This window comes from Ruthenibacterium lactatiformans, assembly GCF_000949455.1.
GTDB classification, from domain to species: Bacteria; Bacillota; Clostridia; order Oscillospirales; family Ruminococcaceae; genus Ruthenibacterium; species Ruthenibacterium lactatiformans.
Map to the genome: position 1 here is coordinate 1 of NZ_JXXK01000103.1, position 736 is coordinate 736.

Below are 736 nucleotides of genomic sequence, written 5' to 3' on the forward strand. Positions count from 1 at the left end.
CCGATGACGGCTGGACGGACAGCGGCATCAAGGCCATCTATTACCAATTTGCCGCAGATGAAGATTCTCTCGAAGCAGATTGGCTGACCTATGACGAGCTGGACAAGCCCGCCATGCGGGAGGAATACTTCGGAAACATCTACGCGAAGGCGGAGGACAACGCGGGGAATGTGTCCGACGCCATTTTTGCAGACTTCATGTTCGAGCAGACCGAGCCTGTGGCAGAGAAAACCCTGACCCCGGATCACTGGACGAACGGGGCGGTGGAGATCGACCTTTCCACAGACGATAACCTGTCGGGCGTGCGGGACATCACCCTGCCGGATGGCAGCGTCGTGGATGCCACGCAGGCGAAGTACACGGTGGACAAAAACGGCGTGTACAACTTCTCTGTGCGGGATTACTGCGGCAACGTTTTGACATACCCCGTAGAAGTGAGCAATATCGACCAGCTTGCGCCGGCTGCGGACTATGAGGTGATGCCCGGTGACTGGACGAACAAGCCCGTGACCATCCGTGTGACGGCCACCGACCCGGAGCCGGAGGACGGCTATGCGCCCAGCGGCGTCAAGTCCATCACGATGCCGGACGGCACGGTGGTGGAAGGCAGTACCGCGGATTTCGCTACGGACGCCAATGGAAAATACGATTTCATCATCACGGACAATGGCGGCAACACGTTCACACTGCATACCGGGGTGAGCAATATTGATTACCTCGCTCCCGAAGCGGAATA

General features: G+C 58.2%; 1 pseudogene. It reads left to right on the forward strand.

The features are described 5' to 3' along the window. A pseudogene (locus TQ39_RS21405) lies at positions 1 to 736 on the forward strand (OmpL47-type beta-barrel domain-containing protein); the annotation flags it as partial.